We start from the raw sequence: 24,362 nt of genomic DNA on the forward strand, positions 1-24,362 counted from the left end.
TGCATTCATCAGAATCCCGGAGTCGGCCCATGACAGCCTCTGCCAAAACCCCTCGCACTGCCCACGTGATCCGCTCGGACGCCGAGGCAATCGCCGTCGCTCACAAACTCACCGCACGCTTTGCCATCGAGGCAAGCGTGCGCGATCGCGAGCGACGTTTGCCGGTCGCCGAGCTCGACGAGTTTTCTGCCAGTGGCCTCTGGGGCATCACCGTTCCCAAGGAATACGGCGGCGCCGGCGTTTCCTACGTGACTGTCGCGCAAGTCATCAAGATCATTTCTGCCGCCGACTCGTCCCTCGGCCAGATCCCGCAAAACCACCTCGGCGTGCTCGACATCCTGTTGCAAACCGCCACTGAAGAGCAGAAGCGCTACTACTTCGGCAAAGTCCTGCAGGGTTACCGCCTCGGCAACGCTTTTTCCGAATCCAAAAGCAAAAACGCCGGGGCTTTCGAAACCCGAATTCGTTTCGACAAAGACACCGCGCAAATCGACGGCGAGAAGTTTTACTGCACCGGTGCACTGTTCGCGCACATCGTGCCAGCGGTGGCGGTCAACGAGCAGAACCAGGCGTTCATCGCTTTCATCGAGCGCGACAATCCCGGTCTGACCGTGATCGACAGCTGGGACGGCTTCGGCCAGCGCACCACCGCCAGTGGCGGTGTCACGTTGAACGCGGTGAAGGTGCCGCTCAGCGCGGTGATCCCGGCACACAAAGCCTTTGACGAACCCACCGCCGACGGCCCGATTTCACAAATCATTCAAGCCGCGGTGGACACCGGCATCGCCGTCGGCGCGCTGGAAGAAACCAAGCGCTACGCCCGTGAATCCCGACCCTGGATCGACAGCGGTCAGGATCACGGTTGGCAGGACCCCTTCAGCGTCGCCGCAATCGGCGACCTCGAATGGCGCGTCCACGGCACCGAAGCGATCCTCAAGAAGGCCGGCCAGGCCATCGACGCGGCGTTGCTCGACGCCAATGAAGACACGGTGGCCCACGCCTCGGTGGTGGTCGCCCAAGCCAAAGTCCTGTCCGCCGAAATTGCCTTGCTCGCCAGCAGCAAACTCTTCGAACTGGCCGGCACCCGCTCGGTGCTTGGCAAGTACAACCTCGACCGCCACTGGCGCAACGCCCGGACCCATACGCTGCACGACCCGGCACGCTGGAAATACCACCTGATCGGCAACTACCTGCTCAATGGCGTGAAACCCGCGCGCCACGCCTGGAACTGAGGAGCCCACCATGAACGCCTTGATCCAACCCATTGCTGCCACGCAACCCCTGGCCAAAAGTCAGCATGACTTGCACAACGCCCGCAGTTTGCTCGATGCGACCCTGCGGTTCGTTCGTCAGCAGACCCAAACCAGGGATGACCCCTACGTCATCAGCCGCTTCGGTGACGTGCAGATCCGCATCGAAGTCGCCGCCGCGCTGCTTGAACGTGCCGAAAATTTCTTGAATAGCCACGAAGACAACACCGAAATCAGCGTCGCCATCGCCGAGTCTCACCTTGCCAGTGCAGAGGCGCTCAACACCGCCGGCAACAGCGAATTCGAACTCACCGGGAAACGCACCGCATTGCCCGGTTCACTGCACGATCCGCTGCGCTGGAAACTCCATCTCATCGGCAACTTCCGCCTCAACGGCATTCATCCCCCAAGCGTTCGGAGTGCTGTTTGATGGCCCGTGAAATTCGTCTCAACGCGTTTGACATGAACTGCGTCGGCCATCAGTCGCCGGGGTTGTGGGCCCATCCACGGGATCGTTCGTGGCAGTACAAGGACCTTGAGTACTGGACCGATCTGGCGAAAATTCTTGAGCGCGGCAAGTTCGATGGTTTGTTCATCGCTGACGTGCTGGGCATCTACGACGTCTACAACGGCAATGGTGATGCGGCGATCCGTCAGGCGGCGCAGGTGCCGGTCAACGATCCGCTGCAACTGGTCCCGCCGATGGCGCTGGTCACCGAGCATCTGGGTTTTGGCCTGACCGCATCGCTGTCGTTCGAGCATCCGTATCCGTTCGCCCGACGCCTGTCGACCCTCGACCACCTGACCAAGGGGCGCGCCGGCTGGAACATCGTCACCTCGTATCTGGAAAGCGGCGCCAAGAACCTCGGCCAGAAAAACCAGACCGAGCACGACGCACGCTATGACTTCGCCGAAGAGTATCTGGAGGTTTGTTACAAGCTGTGGGAAGGCAGCTGGGAAGAGGGTGCGATCCTGCGTGATCGCGAGCGCCGGATTTTCAGTGACCCGAGCAAAATCCATGAAATCCGGCACGTCGGCAAACATTTTCAGGTGCCAGGCATTCACCTCTGCGAACCTTCGCCGCAACGCACGCCCGTGCTGTATCAGGCTGGCGCGTCGAGTCGTGGCAAGCAGTTCGCCGCTGAACATGCCGAGTGTGTGTTCGTGGCGGCACCGTCGAAAGTGCTGCTGAAAAAAACCGTCGCCGACATCCGTCGTCGTGCGGCCGAGGCCGGGCGCGATCCGTCGAAGATCCTGATCTTCAACCTGCAAACCGTGATTCTCGGCGAGACCGATGCCAAGGCCAAAGCCAAGTTCGAGGAATACAAAACCTGGGTCAGCTATGAAGGCGCGATGGCGCTGATTTCCGGCTGGACCGGGATCGATTTCAGCCAGTTCAAACCGGATGAGCCGCTCAAACATGTGCACACCAACGCCATTCAATCGGCGGTGGAGGCATTCTCCACGGCTGATCCGAACAAGGTCTGGACGCCTAATGAGCTGGCCGATTGGGTCGGGATTGGCGGGTTTGGCCCGCTGTTTGTCGGCAGCCCCGAGACGGTTGCCGATCTGTTGCAGGAGTGGGTTGAGGAGACTGATGTGGACGGCTTCAACCTGGCCTACGCACTGACTCACGAGACCTTTATCGACGCCGTGGAATTGCTGGTGCCGGAGTTGCAGAAGCGTGGGGTGTACAAGACTGAGTACGCACCGGGGACTTTGCGCGAGAAGTTGTTTGGGGAAGGGGCGCGGTTGCCGGAGATCCATCCGGGCGCGGGATATCGGGATTTGGCGGCGCTGCGGCAGCAGGAAAGGGAAGTGGTGTCTGCGTAGGCCCCTTCGCGGGCTTGCTCGCGAAAGCGGTCTATCAGTCGGCGTTGATGTTGAATGTGATGGCCTCTTCGCGAGCAAGCCCGCTCCCACAGGGGCTCGGTGGTGTTTTACAGATGTGGCCCGGCGGACCAGCGCACGCCTTTGCCCATGAACAGGAGGTCAACCCATGAGCGTGCACGAACTCAAGCGTCCGTCCCTCGCGGACACCGCCGAGTGGCGGGTCGAGCTGCCCAAGGCACTGGAGCAATTGCGCCACTGGGCGCAGGTCAGTCCGTTGCAACCGGCGTTGCGCCACAAGCGCCACGGCCAGTGGTTTGTCTGGCGCTGGATCGACGTTTTGCGCGATGTCGAGCGCCTGTCCGACGGTTTGCGCCAGCAAGGGTTCACCGAGGATTCGCGCCTGGCCCTCAGCGGCGCGTTCGAGCCGAATCTATTGCTGCTGGCCCTGGCCGCCCAACACATCGGTGGGCAACTGCTGACGCTGCCGGACAACCTCGACCCCGAAACCCTGCACAAAATCCTGTGGCGCAGCGGTCCCACGCACGCCTTCGTTCAGGGGCGGCAGACGCAGCAACTGTGGCTGAATCAGGGTCAATCGCTGCTGAACTTCAGCGACCTGCTTGGCCCGGCGGAAACCCCGCAACGGCTCAACCGCTGGAGCAAGGGCGCGCAACTCTGGAGCGAAGAGGGCACGCAATGGCAGGCCGGCCTGACGGTTTTGCTTGAGCAGTGGCTGACCAGCGGCCACTCCCTGGCCTTCCCGGAAAGCCCCGGCAGCGCCAGCCGCGACCGTCGCGAAGTGGCGCCTTCCGGGCTGCTGCTCTCGGCCGAACGCCTGCAACTGCTGGCGGCGGAAATCGACAGTTGCCTCGCTCCGCAGGGCACCTGGCGCCGGCGTCTGTGCGACTGGGCCATCGCTCATCCGGAAAAAGGCCTGCAACGGCTGATCAAAAATCGCGTTCGCCGACAGCTCGGTTTTCACAACCTGCATTTCATCTGGCAAGCCACGCGTACCCCTGACGCGCAACCTGCGCCGAACTGGTTATCTGAATTCAAACGGGACATCGCATGAGCTCGACCGACGCCATCCTGCAAGTCAGCGGCATTTCCCGTCAGGACATGACCCTGGATCTGGAGCGGATTTACACCTGGTTTCCACGCCTGAAAACCAAGCGCAAGACCCACGCCGGGCGCTGATGACGCGTCCGACTTTGGTCTTGCTGGATGAACCCTCCATGGGTTTGGCGCCTATTATCGTTCAGGAGATTTTCGAGATCGTCGCCAGCTCAATCGCGAGGAGCAGGTGAACTTCCTGGTTGCCGAGCAAAACATTAATGTGGCGCTCAAGTACGCTTCACAGGCCTATGTGCTCGACACCGGCCGGGTGGTGTTGTCCGGCAGCTGCGAGGCGTTGCTGGCGCGGGGCGATCTGCATGACTTCTATCCAGGTAAACACTGATCATTGAGAACGCCATGACTGAAACCCGAAGCGGACAGACGACCGACGTCATCCGGCACGCAGACATCCTGATCGTCGGTGGCGGCCTCAGCGGCGCGATGTTGGCGGCACAATTGTTGCGACTGCCCGGCAAGCGCTCGTTGCTGGTGATTGAACCTCGGGCGGAACTTGGTCGTGGTGAGGCCTACAGCGCGGTCGAGTTGGGCCATACGCTCAACGGTAACGCGGCGCGAATGAGCGTCGACCCGGACAATGCCGATGACCTGACCCAGTGGCTGACCGCGTACATCGCGGCCGGCGGCTGGCCAGAGTCCGATGAGCAGCATGTGCCGGTCAGCGAACTGTTTCCGCCACGGGGGATATTCGGTTTGTACGTGCAGCAGCGTCTGGCCGAGGCGCAGGCGGTGGGCGCCTTGAATGGTTCGACCGTCGAGCATGTGCGGGCCGAGGTGGTTGACCTGGAAACCCTGAACGATTCGGTACGGCTGAGCTTGAGTGACGGGCAGCGCTTGCAGGGCGCTTATGCGGTGTTGGCGACGGGAATGTTTCCCGCTGCGCGGACGCCGCAGACCGAGTCCAGCGGTTTGAACGCCGCGGCGCTCGATCCGTGGGATGTGGCGGCCATGCGTCAGCTCGACCCGCACTCGACGGTGCTGATTATCGGTTCCGGCCTGACCATGGTCGATGCCGTAGTGTCCCTGGAACAGGCCGGGCATCGCGGGCCGATCGAGGTGTTTTCCCGTCACGGGCTGTTGCCGCATGTGCGCCGGCAACCGCCGGCCTGGGCGGATTTTCTTGCTGAGGATCACAGTATTCATACGCCGCGACAGTTGGTGCGTGAATTGCGCCGGCATTGTCGGGATGCCATTGCGCAGGGCATCGACTGGCAGGCCCCGTTGGACACTGTGCGAGCGCATGTTGGCCGTTTGTGGAGTCAGGCGACGGACGTGCAGCGTCGGCAGTTTGTGCGGCATGTGCGGCCTTGGTGGGAGAGTCACCATCACCGGTCGCCGCCGTTGAGTGCGCAGTTGGTGGCAAGGCTGCATGGGGAAGCGCGGTTGCGGATTCAGGCGGCTTCGTTCAAGGGGCTTGAGCCTTCTTTGAGTGGTGAGGTGGGCATTCGTATCCGCCGTCGTGGTGAAGGTGAAACGGTTGTCGTCAGGGGGGCGGCGTTGATCAATTCCAGCGGGATCGAGTACGACTGGCGGCGGGTAGCGCGACCGTTGCCGCAGCAGTTGCTGGCTCGCGGGCTGGTGCGGCCGGGGCCGTTGGCGTTGGGGATTACGGCGGCGGTTGATGGCGCGGTGCTGGGTGTTGATGGAGACGTCGCTCCTCGACTGTTTGCCATGGGGCCGCCGTTGCGGGGGATGTGGTGGGAGAGTACGGCGGTGACTGATGTGGCTAGTCAGGCCAAGGCTTTGGCTTTGCGTTTGGCGGGATCTGTGCTGTGAGATTGGGGGATATCCGTTTCTGCGGTAGCGGTGGCCTGTCAGCCGACCAGTCACTTTGATCGTACGCATTCCCCTGTGGGAGCTGGCTTGCCTGCGATGGACGCCAACGATAACGCGTGCTGCCTGAATGAACGCGGTGTCCAGACGTTTTTCGCGAGCAAGCTCGCTCCTACAGGGATCGGTGTACCTTTTCGCTTTTCACCACTCATCAGGCCGAGCGTTAGCTCGTAGCAAGAACCGACAGGGCGAAACCAAGGCCGATAATGCTTTTCATGATGCTGCTCCAGAAGAGTGGGAAGAAGATGGGCCCACTGTAGTGCTGGCGCTTCACGATAAAAAACACCCTGACGCATTGTCGTTATCGAGCACGTTGATCCGCGGTCAGTGCGGCGGGCGGTCCACCAGCCAGCGCTGCTTGAGTTGTTCCAGGCGTCCGTCCCGGCTCATCTCGTCCAGCGCCTGCTGCCAGCGCGCGACCTGGCGCGCATCGGTCAACGGTGAAAAGGCGATGTAGGTGGCTTGCTTCATCAATGGCATCTGATAGTGCAACTGCTCGGGTGGCAAGCCTTCCTCACGGGCCAGGGTGGCGACGGACAGCGTGTCGGCCACCACAAATTCGGTACGGCCGAGTCGCGCCAGTCGCATCATTTGTTCGGGTGTTTCCACGCCGTACAGATTGTTCAGGTCCTGTTTCTGCAAGTAGCTGTAGACCAGCCATTTTCGCGGAACGGCAATTCGGCCCTGACGGCCGGCCTCCAGCAAACTGTGCACCGGTTGCCGGCTGCTGTCGGTGGAGAACAGAGCGGTTTCCACCTCCATCAACGGGCCGACCCACTGATACTGGCTGTCACGCTCGGCAGTGCGCAACACGGTGAACACCCCGGTGGCGGGCTCGGTGCTGGCCAAGCGCAAGGCGCGCAGTAGCGGGACCTGTTGAAGGTGCACCTGATCGCCGGTGGTGTCGGCCAGCGCCTGCACCACATCCACGCCAAAACCCACCAGTGTGTTGCCCTGCTGAAAATGCAGGGGCGGGTGGTTGTCGGTGAGCATGTTCAGGTCTGCCGCGACCGCAGTGAACGTCAGGAAAGACAGCAGACAACCGGCCAAGCGCTTCATGAATCGTCCTTGATGAAATGAAGCGCAAATCTTAGTACGCGCCTGCTGCAACTGTCCCGCGCAATTTTCGGGCTTTTGCGTCAGAACTCAGGATTTATGGGTATCACTCGCCACTGTGGGAGCGAGTAAGCCCGCTCCCACAGTGGGTCTTTGTTGCGGTGTAGATCGCGATCAATACCGCTGATATTTCGAACCGAACTCGGCGCGGTTTTCTGCAACGATGACACCGCCGCGTACTTCGTTGCCCGGGCTGATCAGCGCAACGCGTTCACGCAGTTCCTGCAGACGATCAGCGCCACCTTCAGCCACACGATTCTGTTGCAGCCGATCCGAACCACCTTCCACCAACAGTTGCTGAATCTGGCTGTGGGACGCCGTGCTCACGGTGTTGGCCGAGGCCAGGTTCGACAGGCCGAGGCCGCCTGCCAGTGCCAGACCGAGTACCAGGGACGAGGCTTTCGAGAACTTGAACATGGGTGATTCTCCGTGCGTTTAGTTTGAGTGGGTCGGTAGCTGCTGCTATCCGGTGAACACAGTTAAACGCTCGGCTGTATCGGTGATGTGTGCTTGAACGCCTCGAAATCGATGTCTTCGTATCCGCCAGGCATCCCTATACAGACGGATACAAAAGCCCTATGAAAAATCCCCTCTGGGGCAAAACTTCACGACTCGGCGCCGAGCAATTCCACCGGATAAGAGAACACGTAGCCTTCGCTGCGCACGGTTTTGATGTAGGTCGATTCCCGCGAATCATCCATGAGGCGCTGACGCAGGCGGCTCACCAGCAAATCGATGGAACGGTCGAACAGGTCGGCGTCGCGACCTTGGGTCAGGTTCAGTAACTGGTCGCGGCTGAGCACCCGTTGCGGATGATCGAGGAACACGCGCAACAGTCGATATTCGGCGCCGCTGAGGGCGACCATGGTGCCGTCTTCGTCCAGCAGGTGCCGGGCGGTGGTGTCCAGGCGCCAGCGCCCGAAACCCAGCAATCGACCGCTTTCGGTGATCAGCAGGTTGGGCGGCAGCATCCGGGTGCGGCGCAGCACGGCGTTGATCCGCGCCAGCAGTTCGCGGGCGGCGAAGGGTTTGGTCAGGTAGTCGTCGGCGCCCATTTCCAGGCCGAGGATGCGGTCGGTTTCGTCGTTGCGTGCGGTGAGCATCAGGATGGGCGTGGCTTTGTGCTTGCCAGAGCGCAATTCCCGGCACAGCAACAGGCCGTCATCGCCGGGCATCATGATGTCCAGCACGATCAGGTCCACGGTGTTGGCCTCGAGAAAACTGCGCATCTGCCGGCCATCGGCAACCACCGTGGTGCGCAGGCCGTTTTTCTTCAGGTAATTGCCGACCAGCTCGCGGATCTCGCGGTCGTCGTCGACGATCAGGATGTGGTTCACATGTTCCATCGCTCAACCCTCTCGTTGCTCGCACGTTGCGCCGCGGCTGCACGCCGGCCTTTGTATTCCACTGTAACGGGTGAGCTAGTTGATACAAGGGCTCAACGGTAGAAAACAGTGGCGGCCATTGCGGGATCGTCAATGCGCGGATGACGTACCTGGACTCCAGCGGCACGCAGAAAGTGCTGGATTCCAGCAAGGTTGCAGAATGTGGCAACCAGGGCGGTTGATCGTGGCGACCTGCCAGCCAACCAGATTGTGAGGATGTCCCCCGCTCCCACAGGGGGATGGTGTCGAGCGCAAAGTCTGCGTTCGACACTGTTCAAAGGTGGGAGTGCTCTCCTTACGCAACCACTTGATAACACGGCACATACGCCGCGCCACCCGGCAGTTTCATCCGGTGCTGGGCCACGAAGGCCTTGAGCAGTTGATCCAGCGGCTGCATCACCGCCGCATCGCCACGGATCTGATACGGCCCGTGCTTTTCGATCAGGCGGATGCCCTTGTCCTTGACGTTGCCGGCGACGATGCCGGAGAACGCGCGGCGCAGGTTGGCGGCCAGTTCGTGAGCCGGCAGGTTGCGGCTCAGTTTCAGGTTGGCCATGTTTTCGTGGGTCGGGTCGAACGGGCGCTGGAAGCCTTCGTCGATCTTCAGCAGCCAGTTGAAATGGAACGCGTCGTTGCGCTCGCGGCGGAACTGTTTCACCGCTTTCAGGCCCTGAGTCATCTGCCGGGCGACTTCTGCCGGGTCGTCGATAATGATCTCGTAGTGCTGCTTCGCCGCTTCACCCAGGGTGGCGCCGACGAACGCGTCCAGTTGCTCCAGATACGGCGCGGCGTGCTTCGGCCCGGTGAGAATGACGGGGAAGGGCAGGCCCTTGTTGTCCGGGTGCATCAGGATGCCGAGCAGGTACAGGAACTCTTCGGCCGTGCCCGCGCCGCCCGGGAAGATGATAATACCGTGGCCCACGCGCACGAACGCTTCCAGACGTTTTTCGATGTCCGGCAGGATCACCAGCTCGTTGACGATCGGGTTCGGCGCTTCGGCGGCGATGATGCCGGGTTCGGTCAAACCGAGGTAACGACCGCCGTGGATGCGCTGCTTGGCGTGTGCGATGGTCGCGCCTTTCATCGGGCCTTTCATCACGCCGGGGCCGCAACCGGTGCAGATGTCGAGGCTGCGCAAGCCCAGTTCGTGGCCGACTTTCTTGGTGTATTTGTATTCTTCGGTGTTGATCGAGTGGCCACCCCAGCACACCACGATCTTCGGCTCGACGCCGGGGCGCAGGGTGCGGGCGTTGCGCAGCAGGTGGAACACGTAGTCGCTGATGCCCTGGGAAGTGCTCAGGTCGATGCGCTGGCTGTCGAGTTCGTTTTCGGTGTAGACGATGTCGCGCAGGGCGCTGAACAGCATTTCCCGGGTGCTGGCGATCATTTCACCGTCGACGAACGCGTCGGCCGGGGCGTTCAGCAGTTCCAGGCGTACGCCGCGGTCCTGCTGGTGGATGCGGATCTCGAAGTCCTTGTAGGCTTCGAGGATGGTCTTGGCGTTATCGACGTGGGCGCCGGTGTTGAGGATGGCCAGGGCGCACTGGCGGAAGATGTCGTAGGTGCTGCCGGATCCGGCTTCGCTCAGTTGCTGTACTTCACGTTGAGAGAGCGTTTCCAGGCTGCCTTTCGGGCTGACCGAAGCGTTGATTACTTGTCGTTGGGACATTCAATGATCCTTAAAACGATGTCACCCGCCGAGGACGCATGACATCCGAATAGTATGTATCCATAAAGGAAGATGGCACGAACTGCGCGGTATCGCCATGTTCTCCTTTGACGAAGAAAAGATGAAAAGGAGCCCCAGCATAGCTAAATCCACCGCAGAGGCGATAATGCCTCGCAGTCTTTTTGCCCATGCCCCCGAGGAAACCCGTCGCGATGTTTGAAATCCAGCCGCAGAATCCCGAGATTTATCGACGCCAGACGCGCCGCAGCACGATCATCATCGCCCTGGTTTTCCTGGCCCTGGCGATGGTGCTGTCGACTGCGGCGGTGACGATGTTCGGTGAGCCGGGGGGCGACAATCTGCGCTTCAATGTGGGCGGCGTGTTTGTCGCGGTGCTGCTGATGGCGGCGCTGATGCGCGGCACGTTCTGGAATCAGGAATGGATGGCGCCCGCCGTGTACGGCTGGCAGCTCAAGCGCAGCCTGATGAGCGTCACCAACGTCATGCATCAGGTGACGGCGGCGGTGGAGAGGGGTAACCCGGACGCCATGAAGCTGCTGCGCTTCTATCATCTGGGGTTGAAGCAGATGCACGAGCTGGACGGCAACTCCAGTGATCACAGCCAGTTGATTCGCGAGATGGACCTGCACAAGGCCCGGATGGAAGCGCTGGGCATCGAGACTGAGCAGACTCGATTGAACCCAGCGTGGCTTGAGGCGGTGAAACAGACGCCGCAGTAACCGGTGCGTTGTCGAGGCACAGTGATAATAAATAGGCGAACTGGATCAGTCGCCATTCATCGAGATTCAGGAAGCAACATGGGAAATCCGTCCGTCAAAGACCGAATCGAACAATCCCGCCACGGCGTGCTCTTGGTTGCCGAACAGGCCGGGACAAGGCTCAAGGTCCGCTCCGCGGTGGTTCTGCTCGTCGCCGTGAGCCTGTCCCTGATCGCCATCGTGATCTGGGAAGCCTGGAATTCGCGCCAGTACCATCTGCATGACAAGGAAGTGGCGATGTCCAACCTTGCGCAGACCCTGGCCTCGCAAGCGCAGGCGACGATCAAGCAAGCTGACACGCTGCTGTTTACGCTGGTGGAGCGTCTTGAAAACGAAGGCCTGAGCCCGGCCCGGTTGCCTCATCTGGAGCGCTTGCTCAGCGCCCAGCGCAGTGAACTGAGACAGTTGCACGGCATGTTCGTCTATGACGAAACGGGGCGCTGGATGGCCAATTCCAACGGCGCAGTCATACCCGATGCGAACAACGCCGACCGTGAATATTTCATCTTCCATCGCGATCATCCCGACCGTGGGCCGCACATCGGTCCGTCGATCAGAAGCCGATCTAGCGGCGAATGGATCATGACGGTGTCGCGCAGAATCAATCACGCCGATGGAAGTTTTGCCGGTGTGGCGCTGGCGACGATCTATCTCAACCATTTTCTGTCCCTGTACGACAGCATCGACATGGGCCGCAACGGCGTGATCAACCTGATCGCCGACAACGCCACCATTGTCGTGCGCCGGCCATTCAACGAAGCGGAAATCGGTACCAGCCTCGCCAACGGCCCGTTGTTCAAGCAGTTGTTGCCCAAGGGCAACTCAGGGACGGCAATGGTCCAGTCCGTTGTGGATGGCGTTGTGCGGGTGGTAGGGTTTCGCCGGGTCGAGGGGTATCCGCTGATCGTTTTCGCCGCGCTCGACAAGGATGAAGTCCTGGCCAGCTGGCGTCAGGAAACCTTGCTCAGTGCGGGCATCGTCGCGTTGCTCCTGGGGTTTCTCGGCGTGCTGGGTTATCGCCTCATCAATCTGATGAAGCAGCAGAACCGCATCCAGGAGCAGTTGCTGGATGCCCAGGAAAAACTGATCGAGGTCAATCGCAGCCTGGAATTGCTGGCCCTGGAGGACGCGCTGACGGGGCTGTCCAACCGGCGTCAGTTCGATTTGTTCATCCACTCGGAAATCGGCCGTGCCAGACGCAGCCTGACCGGCCTCGCATTGCTGATGATTGATGTCGATCACTTCAAGCTGTTCAACGACCACTTCGGTCACTTGGCCGGTGATGAGTGTTTGCGCAAAGTCAGTGCGATCATCACCGAAAATATCCAGCGCCCCGGGGATCTGGCGGCTCGCTACGGCGGCGAAGAGTTTGCGGTGGTGCTGCCCGGGACCGACTATGTCGGGGCGTTTCTGGTGGCGGAAAAAATCCGTCGCGCGGTGCTGCACGCCGGTATTCACCACAGTGTAGGCGTGGAAGGCGTGGTGACGGTCAGCCTGGGCGTCGCCGCTTACGATCCGGCCTCACAAGTCCAGGCCGACGACCTGATTGGCGTAGCGGACAAGGCGCTCTATGCCGCCAAGGCCAGCGGCAGGAACATGAGCGTCATTGCCAACTGAGCGCGCCGGTTCAGACGAACCGGTCGCTGCCCTGAACCAGTCTGGTCGCCAGGTACGATTGCTTGAGTTTTTCCAGCCACCAGCCCAGGGCGCGGCCGTCATGATCGCCGCGCCAGCCAGCGTACAGAATGTTCGGCTCGCGCGGATCGGCCATCTGTTTCTCGACCAGCGTGCCGTTCTTCAGCAACGAGCCAACCCGATGCCTGGGCAGCCAACCCACGCCCAGACCGTCGCACTGGGCGAGGATTTTTGCGCGCATGGTCGGCACGGCGAGCACCGGTTGCCCACCGGAGACGCCATAGGTGCTGCCTTCGGTGGCTCTGGACGAATCCGCCACGACAATCGCCCGGTGCTGCGTCACCGTTGCTCGGGAAATCGGTTCTTTAACCTTGGCCAGCGGATGCCTGGGCGAGACGGCAAACACCCATTCCATTTCCCCCAACTGCATCCAGCGCAAGGAAGGGATCGCCGGCGGTTCGTTGGTGGCGCCGATGATCAGGTCCGCGCGGCCCTCGCGCAGGGCTTCCCACACACCCTTCAACACTTCCTGGGTGATGCGCAGCGGTACGCCGGATTGCAGCGCGTCGAATTCGTGAATCACCGGGATCAAGGCTTCGAACTCCAGCAGTTCGTCGGTGACGATCCACAGCCGGCTCTCCCAACCGTTGGCCACTTGCTGCACCCGTTGGGTCAGGCGCGAGACGTCCTGCATCAGCCGCGCCGCTTCATTCACCAGCAGTTCCCCGGCGGGGGTGAGCTGCAGGCGGTAGCGGCGTCGATCGAACAGCAGCGCGTCGAAACGCTCTTCCAGTTGCCGCGCCGCATAGGACACGGTCGACGGCGCCTTGCCCAGATGCGCCGCCGCTCGTGACAGGCTGCCGGTTTCCCGAATGGCTTGCAGCAAGGCCAGGTCTTCAATCGACAACATGTGCAGTTCCTCTGAGGATGTTTCAGGCTGCCCGGCGTAACTTGCGCAGCCTGATTAACCGAAGATAGACCAGCACGTTGAACGCCAGCACCACGCTGCCGAGTCCCAGTTGAATAGCGGGTGTCAGGCCCGCAGGGTAAATGACCGGCCACACGTAATGTTCAATAAAACCGCCGCCATAGCCGGTTTGCCCGGCCGCATGGCGCATGAGGTTTTCCCAGTCCGTCAGCGGGCAGAACAAATGGAAAAATTCCACACACACGCCCCACGCGGCGGCCGGCAGGTGCAACCAGATCAGGCAGCGCCATTTAAGCACCAGCAGTCCGCCGAACAGCACGAACAGAATGAACAACAGGTGAAACAGCACCAGCCCGTCGGCGGCGATTCGGTAAAGCATGTCGACTCCCTGACACGTTATGCGATCGCTCCATGGTACTCGGGCGCGGGCGTTAATCACGAAAATCAGCGAGCTCGGCGCGCATCCTGCCGTTGTGCCTGGTGTTGTAGAAGTTCGCAGCAGTGCGCAAGATTGTTCAAGCCATCGGCGGCAACTGCTGGCACAGTTTGACGTCTTTCCCTGTTTGTAGAGCGTTATGTCCAATTCACTCCTGCCGCGCAGCGCCTTTCTTCGCGGTGCCGCGGCAATCATGCCGTTGTCCCTGGCGACCGCGCCGTGGGGATTGCTGGCCGGTTCCATGGCCATCGAAGCCAACCTCACGCCGCTGCAAGGCCAGGGGCTGTCGAGCATCGTGTTTGCCGGTGCGGCACAACTGGTGGCCATCGGCATGCTCAAGGGCGGCGCCGGGATCTTTTCGATTCTGCTGACCACGTTGCTGCTGACCTCCCAGCATTTGCTCTATGGGATGAGCATGCGTTCGGTGATTTCGCCATTGCCGGGGCGCTGGCGTGCAGGGTTGGGCTTTTTGCTCACGGACGAACTGTTCGCCCTGACCAGCCAACATGACAAACAGCAGTTCAATCGCTGGTATGCCCTCGGCGTCGGTCTGACGTTTTATATCGCCTGGAACCTCTTCACCCTCGCCGGCATTGTGCTCGGCAGCAGCATTCCGGGGCTGGAACATCTGGGACTGGATTTCTCCATTGCAGCGACCTTCATTGCCCTGATCACTCCGGTGGTGCGTAACGTACCGACCGTGGTCTGCGTGGCGGTGTCGCTGTTCTGCTCGGTGTTGTTCAGCTATTGGCAATGGGGTTCGGCGCTGGTCTTGTCGGGGCTGGCGGGCATGACGGCGGGCTTTGTCTGCAATAAATTCTACGGTGGACGCACATGATGGTCTGGGCCGTGATTGTCGGTATGGGGGTTCTGGTGTTCCTCAACCGCTACGTGTTTCTCGAACCGCGCCTGCCGGTGCGCCTGAGCAGCAATGCCCGGCAATTTCTCGGTTTTGCGGTGCCGGGCATGCTGACCGCGATTTGCGGGCCGATTGTGTTCATGCCGGACAAACAGCTGAACCTGCAGTGGGACAACCCGTATCTGATCAGTTCGCTGGTGGCGGTGGGGCTGGTGCTGTACACCCGGAACACTTTGCTTAGCATGCTGTTGAGCATGGGGTTTTTCTTTTTGCTGCGCTGGTGGCTTTGAACCGGGTGCCCGAAACTGATCTACGCTTAAAGTTGATGACTGATCCCTTAGGAGGAGAGGTGAGCATGGCAACTGAACAAAAGCGTCCGGATCCGGATGATGAAGACATGGATGAACCGACGGAAGAAGAGATCGAGCGGCAGAGACGTTCGAGGCCAGACTGGAAGCACCCCGACGATGGCAAAGAGCTTTCAGAGCGTGATCAGGAGCGCCCGTTGAAGCCTTGACCGAAGATCAAAATCAAGAGATCGCAGCCTCCGGCAGCTCCTACTGGATTCGGTGTAGGAGCTGCCGGAGGCTGCGATTTTTTGATTTTAGATTCAAATCGAAACGTTCCAGCGAATCTGGGTAATGCCCAATTGCTGCGCTTTGATGCGTGCCGTTTCGAGGGTGGCGTGTGCGGCGATCTTTCGGCCGGACTCCGGGTAAGCATGCGCGGACGCCGAATGAATGGCGTCGACATCAGAAAAATGCACGGCCAGCTTGAAAAAGTGCTTTCGCACGCCGTCAAACATGTAATGCACGGCATAAGGAACGAGTTCGCTCATGTATTTCTCGTGAAGCCAGCCAAGTCGTTGGCTTAGTCGTCGAACAGGAAATTCAGAGAGATCTGCGGGGCGACCATCGTGCAGAAATAAGACGGCTGAAAACGGATGAGGCTCAGCGAGCCTCAGCGGTTCAGAGTGGTTCGACGACGGGTTCGTTCAGTTCTTTTGCCAAACGGGTCTCCGTGCGTGGTTTCAAGCGTCGTCCAGCTGCAACACATCGGGGTGAGCGGCCCGATAGCCCAAGGTCTTGTCGATCCAGGCGTTCAGCTCGTTGACCATCACCGGTGGTTCGCCCGGATAGTGTTTGAGGGTTGAACGCAAGACTCCGTCAATCCCCGGAATTGATCGCAGGTTTCGAGTTTTTGTGTATTGCTCGATAAAACAGTCCAGTCGATAGTGTTCTGTCATCGATAGATAAACGCACTCCAGACTCACGATTTGATTAATTGGAAAATCGTCGCGCATTTAGTTCTCTGCAGGCTTGTTGTATTAGGGATTTCCTTCGTTGTTGACTCTTTGGTCTGCTGGCCTATGCCATTGGAAATGCGGCGCGCATGCTATCTGTACTCATTCTAAATGTATGTATGACTGTCGGATTGTCAGACAAGTGGTTGGGGTATCAAGCATGCCACATGTCCACAAGTGTTTCTTGGCTGAAACACTCCGTGTTACGTCTGAGTTGCTTGTCAGTGTTTACAGCTGTTATTTGCGCTTGAGTTATTGCCGGTATTGACAAGTTTCATGCGATCTCATCAATCAGCGATGCACCCTGGTTTCTGACGTTACCGACGGCTTTGTCGACCTTGTACCGCTCGAAAACCTCGCTGCCTTCACCTTGCAACAAGGCCATCTGCTCGGCACGTTCTCGCGGGGTGGCTGGATCGAGCCATTCGCGCGCCAGTTCCGGTGATAACACCACCGGACGTCGGTCATGAACGTCAAGCATGCCGCCGGCGCTGTCTGCGGTGATGATCACGAAGCCGTCGTCGTCTCGCGGTTCCCCGCTACCTGTGGGAAACCGGCCAATCGCGGCACAGAAAATCGGCGCCCGGTCCTGTCGGCGGATGAGCCAGGGCTGTCTGGTCGAATCCCCTGCGTCGACCCATTCGAACCAGTTATCAATCGGCACAATCGCGCGGTGCGGCCAGATGGCGCGGAAGAACGGGCCGTGGGCGACTTTTTCGACGCGCGCATTGATCGGCGCCGCGCGATCCTTCGCCCAGTGCGGCCGCCAGCCCCAACGTACCTTGTCGGCCACAAGCCCAACGTTTTCCGGGTGAAACAACGCCAGTTGATTCGTCGGCGCAGCGTTGTAGCGGGCCAACGGCTCATCACCGACGTGGTTGACCAGCGCGTCGGGAATGCTCAGTGCCGCGACAAAGTCGTGGATGCCCCGGTATTGCGACAGTCGTCCGCACATGACCGAATCCTCCGGCTGGAGGTTTCAGCATAGTCTTGCCTCAAATCACGTGAGCTCGCTGCAACTCGGTCAACGACAACGCTTTCAATTGCGCCAGCAGCGGATCGCGCCGGTCACGGGGATGCGCCAATTGCACGGCCAGTTCCTGGCGAATGCGGCTGGGGCGATTGTCCATGACCAACACCCGGTCGCTGAGGTACAGCGCTTCATCGACGTCATGGGTGACCAGCAGCAGGGCGATGGCGTGACGCTCGGCCAGTTGCAGCAGCAAGTCTTGCAATTTCATCCGGGTGAAGGCGTCCACCGCGCTGAAGGGTTCGTCGAGCAGCAGCACATCGGGGCGCGAGTAGAGGCCGCGGGCAATGGCGACCCGTTGCGCCATGCCGCCGGAAAGTGCCTTGGGCAAGGCGTGTGCGAACCCGGTCAGGCCGACTTCTTCGATCAGTTGCGTCACCCAGGCCTTGTCGTAACGGCTGTCAGCGCTGAAGCCGATGTTCTGCTCGACCGTCAGCCACGGCATCAGTCGCGGTTCCTGGAACACGAACGCGACTTCACCGCCGCTGCTGTTGAGTTCACCCTGAAAGTCCTTTTCCAGTCCGGCGACGATCCGCAGCAATGTGCTTTTGCCGCAACCGCTGGGGCCCAACAGGCTGATGGTTTCTCGGGGCTGCAATTGCAGGTGAATATTTTGCAGCACGGTGGTGGTGGCGAAGGTTTTACGCTCGACCCGAATGTCCAGCAGGTAGTCGGTCATGGCTCAATCCTCCGCACGTTGGCCGTTGAACGTGTCGCGCCAGGCCAGGAAGCGTCTCTCCAGGCCCGCGAGAATGCCGTCACTGAGTTTGCCCAGCAGCGCCAGCACGATGATTGCCGCGAGCACGATGTCCGGGCGTGAAGTTTCACGACCGTCACTGAGCAGATAGCCCAAACCTTTGGTCGCGGCGATCAGCTCGGCGGCCACCAGAAACATCCAGGCCAGGCTCATGCCGCTGCGCAGTCCGGTGAACAGGCCGGGCAGGGCGGCCGGCAGCAGAATCCGGCGGACCAGACGTATCCGGCTGAAGCCATACATCTGCCCGACTTCCACCAGTTTGCGGTCGATGTCGCGAATGGCCGCGACGCCGTTGAGGTACACCGGAAAGAACGCGCCGATGGCGATCAGGACGATTTTCGAGGTTTCGTCGATGCCCAGCCACAGCAGCAACAGCGGCACCCAGGCCAGGCTCGGAATCGAACGCAGGCCGGCGAACGTCGGCTCCAGCCAGGCTTCGGCTTCACGGCTCAAACCGATCCAGGCAGCAAATGCCAGCGCGAGGCTGGCACCGATGGCGAAACCCAGCAGCACCCGCAACAGGCTGGCGCTGATGTGTTTCCACAGCGCTCCTTCGGCGAGGTCTCTGAGCGTCAGGGCGATTTCGCTGGGCGCGGGCATTTGGTAGGACGGTAGCCAGCCGATGCGTACGATAAATTCCAGCACCAGGATGATCAGCACCGGCAGCGCGAGCCCCTTGAGGCGCAAACGCCAGGCGTTGTTCAAGGAAAACGTGGCGCGATGCGGCGTTGGCAATTCGAGGGGCAGGGGTTTGCTTTTGCTGGTCATGGAATTCTCCAGTCACGACGAATCTGCGACAGGCGCGGTTTGCAGCACAAAATCAAAAAGATCGCAGCCTGCGGCAGCTCCTACAGGGAAACGCATATCCCATGTAGGAGTTGCCGCAGGCTGCGATCTTTTGCTTTTACTGACGAGCCACGGTTTCCTTGAAGCCGGTGTCGATCAGTTGATCGATGACTTGATCGACATTAACCCCACGACGAACCAGCTCTTCAGACACCAGAATCGGCGCGGCGGCCTTGGACGCGATCACGTCCCTGGCGGTCAATTGCGGACTGCTCAGATCGGTACGCGACAGTTGCAGCTGGGCCACTTCCAGCGGCAGACCTGACTCGGTGGCGAGCAATTTCGCCAGTTCCTCAGGATTTTTCACCGCCCAGTCGCGGGCCTTTTCGTACGCCTTCAGGACGGTTTCGATGGTCTGCGGGTGCTCTTTCGCATAGGTGTCGGTGACGCTGACCACGCCATAGCTGTTGAAGTGGGTGTTGCGATACAGCAGGCGCGAACCGGCTTGCACCTGGCTCGCGGCCATGTGCGGATCGAGGCCGGCCCAGGCGTCTACGTCACCTTTTTCCAGCGCGGTGCGACCGTCCGGATGCTGCAAATGCACCAGTTCCACATCGTCCTTGCTCAGGCCGGCCTGTTGCAGGCTGCGCAGCGTGAACAGGTACGGGTCGGTGCCTTTGGTGGCCGCGATTTTCTTGCCTTTCAGGTCGGCGACAGTCTTGTAGGGCGAGTCCTTGCGTACCACTAGCGCGGTCCATTCGGCGCGGCTGTAGACGTAAACCGATTTGATCGGGCTGCCATTGGCACGGCTGAGCACCGCGGCGAGGCTGGCGGAGGATGCGAAGTCGACGCCGCCGCTGTTGAGGTATTCCAGCGAACGGTTGCTGCCCTGACTCAATACCCAGCTGACCTTAGTCTGCGGCAGGGCTTTTTCGAGGAAGCCGAAGTGTTTAAGCACCAGGCTGACCGGCGAGTAATAGGCGTAATCCAGATGCACCTCGGCCGGCGGCGTTTCAGCGGCCTGCGCGGTGGGTTGCAGGCTCAAGGCCAGGGCGCAGGCGCTGAGCAGATTCCTGACTTGGGGAAAACGGAAGGTGGACTTCATGGGGTCAGCTCCGGCAAGGCGTTGAGTTTCTTATTTCTAAAATTCATTTTTTTATGAATGCGTCCTGCATAAAAGGAATATTGCAGGCTCTGTGCCATGTTGCGCACATCCCGCTTTTTCAAGGCTTTGGCGCGGGACGGGACGTCGAGAGGTGTTGCAAGGAAAACAGTCTGTCGGGTCACTGTTGCCGAGCAAACAGTGTGGGCTGACGGTCATGAGCTTATGCATAAATAGAATTTAAAAAGCCCTTTGCAAGAGCGCTATGGTCTATGGCGTTCACTCTCAAGGAGCCCTCGATGAACCTGTCCCGATTTGTGCGCAGTCTGCTGACCAGCGCGTTGTTTGCCGCGCCAATGGCCTACGCCGCCGAACCCGTCGTCCTGCACGTCGGTGATCAGAACTACTACAACGTTCGCGCCTCGGTGGAGGCGTCCGGTGTGCTGGAAGGGGCGTCGTATACCGTCGACTGGAAGCACTTCCAGGCGGCCGCGCCGCTGGCCGAAGCGTTGAACACCGGCGCGCTGGACCTGGGCTTTCTCGGTGATTCGGGTTTCCTGTTTCCAGCAAACGCGAGGCCATCGCCGACTTTCTGGTGCGCCTGAAAAAGGCTCGGGCCTGGGTCGACAACCACACCGACGAGTACGCCGATCTGTGGGCGAAGAAGGCCAATCTCGACCAGAACGTTTCGCGCCACTGGTTGCGTCAGGCGCACATGACCGTCGGCCCGGTAGACGCGCAAGCGGCCAAGGATTTGCAGGGCACGGCGGACTTCCTGTTCAAGGTCAAGGCGCTGCCCTCGGCACTGGCGACCGCGCCGATCATCGACAGCTCGTTCCAGCAGGCATTGGCCCAGTAACCGACGAGGCACGGCAGCACCGGAACCAAACACTGTGTACCCTGATCCAACCCGCGCCCGCACACTTGTGCGGGCTCAACGGTCTGGCCCAGGGCACAACATGAAACAGCTGTTCAAGGTTCTCTGCGCACTCGCCATTGCCGTCGGGCTGGTGGGTTGCATCGCTGCTCCCATCGAAATGACGCCACAGACCGAACAGCGTCTGCGCACGCAACCGCCGATCCGTTTTCTGCTGACTTTCGATGATGGTCCCAGCGCGTCGAGTTTCTGGAATCCGACGATGACGATTCTCGACAGCCTGGCCACGAACCCGGTGCAACCGAACCTCAAGGCGGTGTTCTTCGTGCAGACCGGGGCGCCACGGGCGGGCGACAGCGACATCGGCCGCGAGGTCATGCGCCGCGAACATGCCGACGGGCAGATACTGGGTTTCCACACGGCCACTCACTGGCACACCAATCACCGGTCCCTGAGCCCGGAAGAACTGGAGCAGTCACTGACCAAAGGCAGTGCCGACATTGCCGCGATCACCGGAGCGCCGCCGACCCTGGTGCGTCCGCCATTCTGGAACTATGACAAACGAGTCTTCGCGGCCTATCAACGGCATGGCTTGCACGTGTTGCTGACCGACCTGAGCGCCAACGACGGCAAGATCTGGGGCTTCAACGCCAGTCCCCGGCGGCGGGCCAACATGCTGCGGCAGCTGTCGGAAGTGCGCGAGCGCATCGCGCTGGGTGAGCTGCCAACCGTGGACGGGGTGATCCCGGTGGTGGTGACCTTCCACGACCTCAATCGCTACACCGCCCGGCATGCCCGCGAGTACCTGCAAATCCTGCTTGATAGCGCACAGGCGACCGGCTTGAAAACGGCGCAGAAGCCGTTTTATGACGATCAGGCGGCGCTGCAACGGGCGGCCATGGCGCGCACTGTTCGTGACAGTTCACAACCGGTGAAATTGCCGGGGATCTGGAACTGGATTTGGGAGGGTGATGCGCACTGATGTTCGCCGGCGCGGGATCACACAGAACCTGTGGCGAGGGAGCTTGCTCCCGCTGGGATGCGCAGCAGCCTATCAACTGTCAGCGGTACCTCTGAATCACTGCAATTGCAGTCATTTTGGGGCCGCTTCGCAGCCCAGCGGGAGCGAACTCCCTCGCCACAGTTTGCCCATTGCTCGCCCAATCGCTTTAATCCCGCGGCAGCAATTCATCAATCATCCGCAAACAATGATTCAACCCCGGCGACACATCGCCCACGCGCCGGCTGAGGATGATCGGCGAGGTCGCGTTGTCTTCCAGCAGCGGTGTGAAGCCGATGTCGTCGCGGTGCAGCAATTGCACCGAGGCCGGCACCAGGGTGACGCCGATTCCTGCACCCACCAGGCCGATGGCGGTTTGCAGTTCGTTGGTCCATTGCGCCACGTGGATGCTCACGCCATAGGATTCAAATAACGCGATCACATGGTCGGCATAACTGGGGCGCGGGTTGCCGGGGTACAGCACGAAGGGCTCCTTCGCCAGGTCGCGGAGGCTGATCGGCCCGGCCAGTAACGGGTGGCCGGCGGGGAGGGCGGCAACCAGCCGGTCTTCGGTCAGCACCGTCTGGATAATGGCCGGGTCGTCGATGCGGATCCGCCCGAAACCGATATCGATGCGTCCGGCCTTGAGCGCCTGCACTTGTTGCAGCGTGGTCATTTCCGAGAGCCCGAGTTCAAGCTCCAGCGGTTCGCCGCTGCGCAAACGACGGATCAATTCCGGCAGCACGCCATAGAGCGTCGACGGCGCAAAACCAATCCCCAGCCAGGTCTTTTCCCCCAGACCGATCCGTCGCGTGTTGTCGCAGACCTTGCCCAGTTGCTCGAGCAGGGCGGTGGAGTGCTCATGGAAAAACCGCCCGGCGTCGGTCAGCTTCAGCGGCCTCCCGCGTTCCAGCAACAACACCCCGAGTTCGTCTTCCAGTTGCTGAATCTGCCGGCTCAGCGGCGGCTGTGCGATATGCAGCAATTCAGCGGCGCGGGTGAAGTTGAGGGTTTGAGCCAACACCTGAAAATACCGCAGGTGACGCAGTTCCATGGGGCCTCCGCTATTACATCGGTTGCATACCTTTAAGGTATCAAGCCAGACCAATTCTATATTGGCTTCCCGAAAAAAGCCGTACCAGAATCGGTTCCAGAACTTTAAGAACCTGACGGGTATCGACATGCTTGCAACTGCCATTGAATCGATCGAGACGATCATCGTCGATCTGCCGACCATCCGCCCGCACAAGCTGGCGATGCACACCATGCAGAACCAGACCCTGGTGATCATTCGCGTGCGTTGCGCCGATGGCATTGAAGGCATTGGCGAATCCACCACCATCGGTGGCCTGGCTTACGGCAACGAAAGCCCGGACAGCATCAAGACCAACATCGACCGACACTTCGCGCCGCTGTTGCTCGGTCAGGACAGCGCCAACGTGAACGCGGCGATGTTGCGCCTGGAACGCAGCATCCGTGGCAACACCTTCGCCAAGTCAGGTATCGAAACCGCATTGCTCGACGCCCAGGGCAAACGCCTCGGCCTGCCGGTCAGCGAACTGCTGGGCGGACGGGTTCGCGATGCACTGCCGGTGGCCTGGACCCTGGCCAGTGGCGACACCGACAAGGACATCGCCGAAGCGGAAAAAATGCTCGACCTGCGTCGCCATCGCATCTTCAAACTGAAAATCGGTGCCGGCGAAGTCAACCGCGACCTGGCCCACGTCATCGCGATCAAGAAAGCCCTGGGCGATCGCGCCAGCGTGCGAGTCGATGTCAATCAGGCCTGGGACGAAGCGGTCGCGTTGCGCGCCTGCCGGATCCTCGGCACCCACGGCATCGACCTGATCGAACAGCCTATCTCTCGCCACAACCGCGCCGGCATGGCGCGCCTCAACGCGATGAGCCCGGCGCCGATCATGGCCGATGAATCCATCGAGTGTGTGGAAGACGCGTTCAATCTGGCCCGTGAAGGCGCGGCTTCGGTGTTCGCCCTGAAGATCGCCAAGAACGGCGGCCCGCGTGCCGTGCTGCGAACCGCCGCGATTGCCGAAGCGGCCGGCATTGGGCTGTACGGCGGCACCATGCTCGAAGGCGGCATCGGCACCCTGGCGTCGGCCCATGCGTTTGTCACGCTGAACAAACTGGCGTGGGACACCGAACTGTTCGGCCCGCTGCTGTTGACCGAAGACATCCTCAGCGAGCCGCTGGTCTATCGCGATTTCGAGTTGCACGTGCCGAAAACTCCGGGCCTGGGCCTGACCCTCGATGAAGAGCGACTGGCGTTCTTCCGTCGCGACAACACCTCTACTGCCATTCATCTAGCCTGAGGAGAGCATTATGTTGTTCCACGTAAAAATGACCGTGAACCTGCCGGTCGACATGAATCCTGAAGCAGCCGCCAAATTGAAGGCTGACGAAAAGGCCCTCGCTCAGCGCCTGCAAGAACAAGGCAAGTGGCGTCACCTGTGGCGCATCGCCGGGCTGTATGCCAATTACAGCATGTTCGATGTCGACAGCGTTCAAGAGCTGCACGACCTGCTGATGCAATTGCCGCTGTACCCGTACATGGCGATCGAGGTCACCGCGATGTGCCGGCATCCTTCTTCCATCCGCGAGGATGACCGCTGAACCCAGCCTGTTCAGTTCG

26 protein-coding genes and 3 pseudogenes are annotated in these 24,362 nt (G+C 60.6%); 16 read left to right on the forward strand and 13 right to left on the reverse strand.

The features are described from left to right. Window positions 1-29: 29 nt before the first annotated feature. The 6 genes and pseudogenes from ACYZTL_RS00330 to ACYZTL_RS00355 all read left to right on the forward strand — a co-directional run bounded on the left by ACYZTL_RS00330 (window position 30) and on the right by ACYZTL_RS00355 (window position 5,993). The gene (locus tag ACYZTL_RS00330; RefSeq protein ID WP_461950064.1) at window positions 30-1,232 is read left to right on the forward strand and encodes an SfnB family sulfur acquisition oxidoreductase; all 1,203 of its coding nucleotides are present in this window, start codon (window positions 30-32) and stop codon (window positions 1,230-1,232) included. A 10-nt stretch (window positions 1,233-1,242) separates the two neighbouring features. Next, window positions 1,243-1,680, forward strand: coding sequence for an acyl-CoA dehydrogenase (locus tag ACYZTL_RS00335; protein WP_461950065.1), 438 nt, complete (start codon window positions 1,243-1,245; stop codon window positions 1,678-1,680). Next, window positions 1,680-3,083: an LLM class flavin-dependent oxidoreductase gene (locus ACYZTL_RS00340; protein ID WP_461950066.1), complete on the forward strand. Its 1,404-nt coding sequence runs from the start codon at window positions 1,680-1,682 to the stop codon at window positions 3,081-3,083. Before ACYZTL_RS00335 ends, ACYZTL_RS00340 begins: the two co-directional genes overlap by 1 nt. Window positions 3,084-3,249: 166 nt before the next feature. Next, entirely contained in the window at window positions 3,250-4,155 is a 906-nt protein-coding gene (locus ACYZTL_RS00345; protein ID WP_461950067.1) for an AMP-binding protein, read from the forward strand. A 23-nt stretch (window positions 4,156-4,178) separates the two neighbouring features. After that, window positions 4,179-4,542: pseudogene (locus ACYZTL_RS00350) on the forward strand (ATP-binding cassette domain-containing protein); the annotation flags it as partial. A 14-nt stretch (window positions 4,543-4,556) separates the two neighbouring features. Then, window positions 4,557-5,993, forward strand: coding sequence for an FAD/NAD(P)-binding protein (locus ACYZTL_RS00355; protein WP_461950068.1), 1,437 nt, complete (start codon window positions 4,557-4,559; stop codon window positions 5,991-5,993). 381 nt (window positions 5,994-6,374) lie between these two features. Here the strand turns inward: ACYZTL_RS00355 and ACYZTL_RS00360 are convergent, their stop codons facing one another. The 3 genes from ACYZTL_RS00360 to ACYZTL_RS00370 form a co-directional block, all read right to left on the reverse strand. Continuing rightward, window positions 6,375-7,109, reverse strand: a complete 735-nt coding sequence (locus tag ACYZTL_RS00360) for a substrate-binding periplasmic protein (RefSeq protein ID WP_461950069.1) — start codon at window positions 7,107-7,109, stop codon at window positions 6,375-6,377. Between the two features lie 171 nt (window positions 7,110-7,280). Next, window positions 7,281-7,583 (reverse strand): phage infection protein, encoded by a 303-nt coding sequence (locus ACYZTL_RS00365; RefSeq protein ID WP_461950070.1) that lies wholly within the window; start codon window positions 7,581-7,583, stop codon window positions 7,281-7,283. Window positions 7,584-7,771: 188 nt separating this feature from the next. Beyond that, window positions 7,772-8,512 carry a response regulator gene (locus ACYZTL_RS00370; protein ID WP_461950071.1) on the reverse strand — a complete coding sequence of 247 codons (741 nt, stop codon included), beginning with the start codon at window positions 8,510-8,512 and terminating at the stop codon, window positions 7,772-7,774. A gap of 119 nt (window positions 8,513-8,631) precedes the next feature. On the opposite strand from ACYZTL_RS00370, the pseudogene ACYZTL_RS00375 reads away from it, so the two are divergent. After that, window positions 8,632-8,733: pseudogene (locus tag ACYZTL_RS00375) on the forward strand (DUF2790 domain-containing protein); the annotation flags it as partial. A 113-nt stretch (window positions 8,734-8,846) separates the two neighbouring features. Here ACYZTL_RS00375 and ppnN read toward each other — a convergent pair. Further along, window positions 8,847-10,220 carry a nucleotide 5'-monophosphate nucleosidase PpnN gene (ppnN, locus tag ACYZTL_RS00380; protein WP_461950072.1) on the reverse strand — a complete coding sequence of 458 codons (1,374 nt, stop codon included), beginning with the start codon at window positions 10,218-10,220 and terminating at the stop codon, window positions 8,847-8,849. Between the two features lie 212 nt (window positions 10,221-10,432). Here ppnN and ACYZTL_RS00385 point away from each other — a divergent pair, with 212 nt between their 5' ends. Continuing rightward, window positions 10,433-10,960, forward strand: a complete 528-nt coding sequence (locus ACYZTL_RS00385) for a DUF3087 domain-containing protein (protein WP_461950073.1) — start codon at window positions 10,433-10,435, stop codon at window positions 10,958-10,960. A 78-nt stretch (window positions 10,961-11,038) separates the two neighbouring features. After that, window positions 11,039-12,616: a sensor domain-containing diguanylate cyclase gene (locus ACYZTL_RS00390; protein WP_461950074.1), complete on the forward strand. Its 1,578-nt coding sequence runs from the start codon at window positions 11,039-11,041 to the stop codon at window positions 12,614-12,616. 10 nt (window positions 12,617-12,626) lie between these two features. Here ACYZTL_RS00390 and ACYZTL_RS00395 read toward each other — a convergent pair whose 3' ends face one another. Further along, a complete protein-coding gene (locus ACYZTL_RS00395) occupies window positions 12,627-13,544 on the reverse strand; it encodes a LysR family transcriptional regulator (RefSeq protein ID WP_461950075.1) in 918 nt (305 codons plus the stop codon). Window positions 13,545-13,566: 22 nt separating this feature from the next. After that, window positions 13,567-13,941 carry a DUF2784 domain-containing protein gene (locus ACYZTL_RS00400; RefSeq protein ID WP_461950076.1) on the reverse strand — a complete coding sequence of 125 codons (375 nt, stop codon included), beginning with the start codon at window positions 13,939-13,941 and terminating at the stop codon, window positions 13,567-13,569. A gap of 196 nt (window positions 13,942-14,137) precedes the next feature. Here ACYZTL_RS00400 and ACYZTL_RS00405 point away from each other — a divergent pair, with 196 nt between their 5' ends. The 3 genes from ACYZTL_RS00405 (at window position 14,138) to ACYZTL_RS00415 (ending at window position 15,374) form a co-directional block, all read left to right on the forward strand. Beyond that, complete coding sequence (locus tag ACYZTL_RS00405; RefSeq protein WP_084321536.1) at window positions 14,138-14,836, forward strand: AzlC family ABC transporter permease; 699 nt, start codon at window positions 14,138-14,140, stop codon at window positions 14,834-14,836. Beyond that, window positions 14,836-15,147 carry an AzlD domain-containing protein gene (locus tag ACYZTL_RS00410; RefSeq protein WP_178129422.1) on the forward strand — a complete coding sequence of 104 codons (312 nt, stop codon included), beginning with the start codon at window positions 14,836-14,838 and terminating at the stop codon, window positions 15,145-15,147. The genes ACYZTL_RS00405 and ACYZTL_RS00410 overlap by 1 nt, the downstream gene beginning before the upstream one ends. A gap of 65 nt (window positions 15,148-15,212) precedes the next feature. Beyond that, window positions 15,213-15,374, forward strand: coding sequence for a hypothetical protein (locus ACYZTL_RS00415; protein ID WP_461950077.1), 162 nt, complete (start codon window positions 15,213-15,215; stop codon window positions 15,372-15,374). Between the two features lie 93 nt (window positions 15,375-15,467). Here ACYZTL_RS00415 and ACYZTL_RS00420 read toward each other — a convergent pair whose 3' ends face one another. The 6 genes from ACYZTL_RS00420 to ACYZTL_RS00445 all read right to left on the reverse strand — a co-directional run bounded on the left by ACYZTL_RS00420 (window position 15,468) and on the right by ACYZTL_RS00445 (window position 19,838). Further along, window positions 15,468-15,695, reverse strand: a complete 228-nt coding sequence (locus ACYZTL_RS00420) for a DUF6555 family protein (RefSeq protein WP_461950078.1) — start codon at window positions 15,693-15,695, stop codon at window positions 15,468-15,470. Window positions 15,696-15,887: 192 nt separating this feature from the next. After that, on the reverse strand, window positions 15,888-16,160 hold the full coding sequence (locus ACYZTL_RS00425) for a hypothetical protein (RefSeq protein ID WP_461950079.1): 273 nt from the start codon (window positions 16,158-16,160) through the stop codon (window positions 15,888-15,890). A 274-nt stretch (window positions 16,161-16,434) separates the two neighbouring features. Beyond that, window positions 16,435-17,115, reverse strand: a complete 681-nt coding sequence (locus tag ACYZTL_RS00430; protein WP_461950080.1) for an SOS response-associated peptidase — start codon at window positions 17,113-17,115, stop codon at window positions 16,435-16,437. Between the two features lie 40 nt (window positions 17,116-17,155). After that, on the reverse strand, window positions 17,156-17,869 hold the full coding sequence (locus ACYZTL_RS00435) for an ABC transporter ATP-binding protein (protein ID WP_461950081.1): 714 nt from the start codon (window positions 17,867-17,869) through the stop codon (window positions 17,156-17,158). A 3-nt stretch (window positions 17,870-17,872) separates the two neighbouring features. Further along, window positions 17,873-18,715, reverse strand: coding sequence for an ABC transporter permease (locus ACYZTL_RS00440; protein WP_461950082.1), 843 nt, complete (start codon window positions 18,713-18,715; stop codon window positions 17,873-17,875). A gap of 136 nt (window positions 18,716-18,851) precedes the next feature. Further along, window positions 18,852-19,838, reverse strand: a complete 987-nt coding sequence (locus ACYZTL_RS00445; RefSeq protein ID WP_461950083.1) for an aliphatic sulfonate ABC transporter substrate-binding protein — start codon at window positions 19,836-19,838, stop codon at window positions 18,852-18,854. A gap of 296 nt (window positions 19,839-20,134) precedes the next feature. Between ACYZTL_RS00445 and ACYZTL_RS00450 the strand changes: the two are divergent. After that, window positions 20,135-20,694: pseudogene (locus ACYZTL_RS00450) on the forward strand (type 2 periplasmic-binding domain-containing protein). A 100-nt stretch (window positions 20,695-20,794) separates the two neighbouring features. Further along, window positions 20,795-21,694, forward strand: coding sequence for a polysaccharide deacetylase family protein (locus ACYZTL_RS00455; RefSeq protein ID WP_461950084.1), 900 nt, complete (start codon window positions 20,795-20,797; stop codon window positions 21,692-21,694). A 187-nt stretch (window positions 21,695-21,881) separates the two neighbouring features. Here ACYZTL_RS00455 and ACYZTL_RS00460 read toward each other — a convergent pair whose 3' ends face one another. Beyond that, complete coding sequence (locus tag ACYZTL_RS00460) at window positions 21,882-22,766, reverse strand: LysR family transcriptional regulator (protein ID WP_414879059.1); 885 nt, start codon at window positions 22,764-22,766, stop codon at window positions 21,882-21,884. 127 nt (window positions 22,767-22,893) lie between these two features. Between ACYZTL_RS00460 and ACYZTL_RS00465 the strand changes: the two genes are divergently transcribed. Then, window positions 22,894-24,042 carry a muconate cycloisomerase family protein gene (locus ACYZTL_RS00465; RefSeq protein WP_461950085.1) on the forward strand — a complete coding sequence of 383 codons (1,149 nt, stop codon included), beginning with the start codon at window positions 22,894-22,896 and terminating at the stop codon, window positions 24,040-24,042. A gap of 10 nt (window positions 24,043-24,052) precedes the next feature. Further along, complete coding sequence (catC, locus tag ACYZTL_RS00470) at window positions 24,053-24,343, forward strand: muconolactone Delta-isomerase (RefSeq protein WP_461950086.1); 291 nt, start codon at window positions 24,053-24,055, stop codon at window positions 24,341-24,343. The last annotated feature ends 19 nt before the right edge of the window (window positions 24,344-24,362 follow it).

This window comes from Pseudomonas sp. LB3P81, from assembly GCF_054897965.1.

What these genes read in the sequence shown, in the direction of transcription:
- ACYZTL_RS00330 (WP_461950064.1), top strand. Translation starts at nt 30, where the DNA reads ATGACAGCCTCTGCCAAAACCCCTCGCACTGCCCACGTGATCCGCTCG.
- ACYZTL_RS00335 (WP_461950065.1), top strand. Translation starts at nt 1,243, where the DNA reads ATGAACGCCTTGATCCAACCCATTGCTGCCACGCAACCCCTGGCCAAA.
- ACYZTL_RS00340 (WP_461950066.1), top strand. Translation starts at nt 1,680, where the DNA reads ATGGCCCGTGAAATTCGTCTCAACGCGTTTGACATGAACTGCGTCGGC.
- ACYZTL_RS00345 (WP_461950067.1), top strand. Translation starts at nt 3,250, where the DNA reads ATGAGCGTGCACGAACTCAAGCGTCCGTCCCTCGCGGACACCGCCGAG.
- ACYZTL_RS00355 (WP_461950068.1), top strand. Translation starts at nt 4,557, where the DNA reads ATGACTGAAACCCGAAGCGGACAGACGACCGACGTCATCCGGCACGCA.
- ACYZTL_RS00360 (WP_461950069.1), bottom strand. Translation starts at nt 7,109, where the DNA reads ATGAAGCGCTTGGCCGGTTGTCTGCTGTCTTTCCTGACGTTCACTGCG.
- ACYZTL_RS00365 (WP_461950070.1), bottom strand. Translation starts at nt 7,583, where the DNA reads ATGTTCAAGTTCTCGAAAGCCTCGTCCCTGGTACTCGGTCTGGCACTG.
- ACYZTL_RS00370 (WP_461950071.1), bottom strand. Translation starts at nt 8,512, where the DNA reads ATGGAACATGTGAACCACATCCTGATCGTCGACGACGACCGCGAGATC.
- ppnN (WP_461950072.1), bottom strand. Translation starts at nt 10,220, where the DNA reads ATGTCCCAACGACAAGTAATCAACGCTTCGGTCAGCCCGAAAGGCAGC.
- ACYZTL_RS00385 (WP_461950073.1), top strand. Translation starts at nt 10,433, where the DNA reads ATGTTTGAAATCCAGCCGCAGAATCCCGAGATTTATCGACGCCAGACG.
- ACYZTL_RS00390 (WP_461950074.1), top strand. Translation starts at nt 11,039, where the DNA reads ATGGGAAATCCGTCCGTCAAAGACCGAATCGAACAATCCCGCCACGGC.
- ACYZTL_RS00395 (WP_461950075.1), bottom strand. Translation starts at nt 13,544, where the DNA reads ATGTTGTCGATTGAAGACCTGGCCTTGCTGCAAGCCATTCGGGAAACC.
- ACYZTL_RS00400 (WP_461950076.1), bottom strand. Translation starts at nt 13,941, where the DNA reads ATGCTTTACCGAATCGCCGCCGACGGGCTGGTGCTGTTTCACCTGTTG.
- ACYZTL_RS00405 (WP_084321536.1), top strand. Translation starts at nt 14,138, where the DNA reads ATGTCCAATTCACTCCTGCCGCGCAGCGCCTTTCTTCGCGGTGCCGCG.
- ACYZTL_RS00410 (WP_178129422.1), top strand. Translation starts at nt 14,836, where the DNA reads ATGGTCTGGGCCGTGATTGTCGGTATGGGGGTTCTGGTGTTCCTCAAC.
- ACYZTL_RS00415 (WP_461950077.1), top strand. Translation starts at nt 15,213, where the DNA reads ATGGCAACTGAACAAAAGCGTCCGGATCCGGATGATGAAGACATGGAT.
- ACYZTL_RS00420 (WP_461950078.1), bottom strand. Translation starts at nt 15,695, where the DNA reads ATGAGCGAACTCGTTCCTTATGCCGTGCATTACATGTTTGACGGCGTG.
- ACYZTL_RS00425 (WP_461950079.1), bottom strand. Translation starts at nt 16,160, where the DNA reads ATGCGCGACGATTTTCCAATTAATCAAATCGTGAGTCTGGAGTGCGTT.
- ACYZTL_RS00430 (WP_461950080.1), bottom strand. Translation starts at nt 17,115, where the DNA reads ATGTGCGGACGACTGTCGCAATACCGGGGCATCCACGACTTTGTCGCG.
- ACYZTL_RS00435 (WP_461950081.1), bottom strand. Translation starts at nt 17,869, where the DNA reads ATGACCGACTACCTGCTGGACATTCGGGTCGAGCGTAAAACCTTCGCC.
- ACYZTL_RS00440 (WP_461950082.1), bottom strand. Translation starts at nt 18,715, where the DNA reads ATGACCAGCAAAAGCAAACCCCTGCCCCTCGAATTGCCAACGCCGCAT.
- ACYZTL_RS00445 (WP_461950083.1), bottom strand. Translation starts at nt 19,838, where the DNA reads ATGAAGTCCACCTTCCGTTTTCCCCAAGTCAGGAATCTGCTCAGCGCC.
- ACYZTL_RS00455 (WP_461950084.1), top strand. Translation starts at nt 20,795, where the DNA reads ATGAAACAGCTGTTCAAGGTTCTCTGCGCACTCGCCATTGCCGTCGGG.
- ACYZTL_RS00460 (WP_414879059.1), bottom strand. Translation starts at nt 22,766, where the DNA reads ATGGAACTGCGTCACCTGCGGTATTTTCAGGTGTTGGCTCAAACCCTC.
- ACYZTL_RS00465 (WP_461950085.1), top strand. Translation starts at nt 22,894, where the DNA reads ATGCTTGCAACTGCCATTGAATCGATCGAGACGATCATCGTCGATCTG.
- catC (WP_461950086.1), top strand. Translation starts at nt 24,053, where the DNA reads ATGTTGTTCCACGTAAAAATGACCGTGAACCTGCCGGTCGACATGAAT.